Annotated in this window: 1 pseudogene; it reads right to left on the reverse strand. The window is 70.5% G+C overall.

Annotation, left to right across the window (positions count from 1 at the left end):
- A pseudogene (locus B1790_RS34910) lies at positions 1 to 748 on the reverse strand (HNH endonuclease); the annotation flags it as partial.

Below are 748 nucleotides of genomic sequence, written 5' to 3' on the forward strand. Positions count from 1 at the left end.
GCGGCTGCCCGGGGTGGTGATGTATTGCCGCCCGTCGGGTGCGGTCCAGATGATGGTGCCGTCGTCGAGTTGCCTTTCGTGCCAGCCGCTTTGGCCGCCCCAGAAGGTTTTCAAGAGATGGTGTCTTCGGCATAGGCATTTCAGGTTGGACGCCGCGGTCGGCCCGTATGGCCACGGGATGCCGTGGTCGACGTCGCAATGGGTGGCGGGCACCTTGCAGCCGGGGAAGCGGCAGGTCATGTCGCGGCAGCGGACGAAGTCGGCGAGCTTCTTCGATGGCCGGTAGCGGGGTTCGGGTGGCGCTTGCCCGGGGTGGACGACCGGGGTGATGGTGGCCCCGACTGTGGCTCGGCAGGCGATCGCGCCGGGTAGGAACTGGCCGCCCATGAGGGCGGCGGGTCGAAGGCTGGCGAGGCGGCCCGGGGTGGGGGTGAGCGCTTCGGTGAGGGTCAGCTCGCGCAGGGGTTTGGTGAACATGGCTGGGGGTTCGCCGTCGATCGCTGTGCGCTCGTCGGCTGGGTCGGCGGGGATACCGTCGCGCGACTCCGGTTGTGGCGCAGGGTCGCTCGAGCGGTCGGCGCTGTCTGACGTCGGCGGCTCACTGGGTACGTCGGGCGGTGGTGGGGCTGGTGCCTCGGGGTCACGGAGGGTGTCCGCGCTCGCGATCACGTAGACGACCACCCCGGTGGAGGGTGGGTTCTGCGCCGCGGGGCAGTCGTCGGTGTCGCAGAGGCAGGCCAGGCGGTCG

Origin of the sequence: Mycobacterium sp. AT1, assembly GCF_002043095.1 — a bacterium.
Lineage (GTDB): Bacteria > Actinomycetota > Actinomycetes > Mycobacteriales > Mycobacteriaceae > Mycobacterium.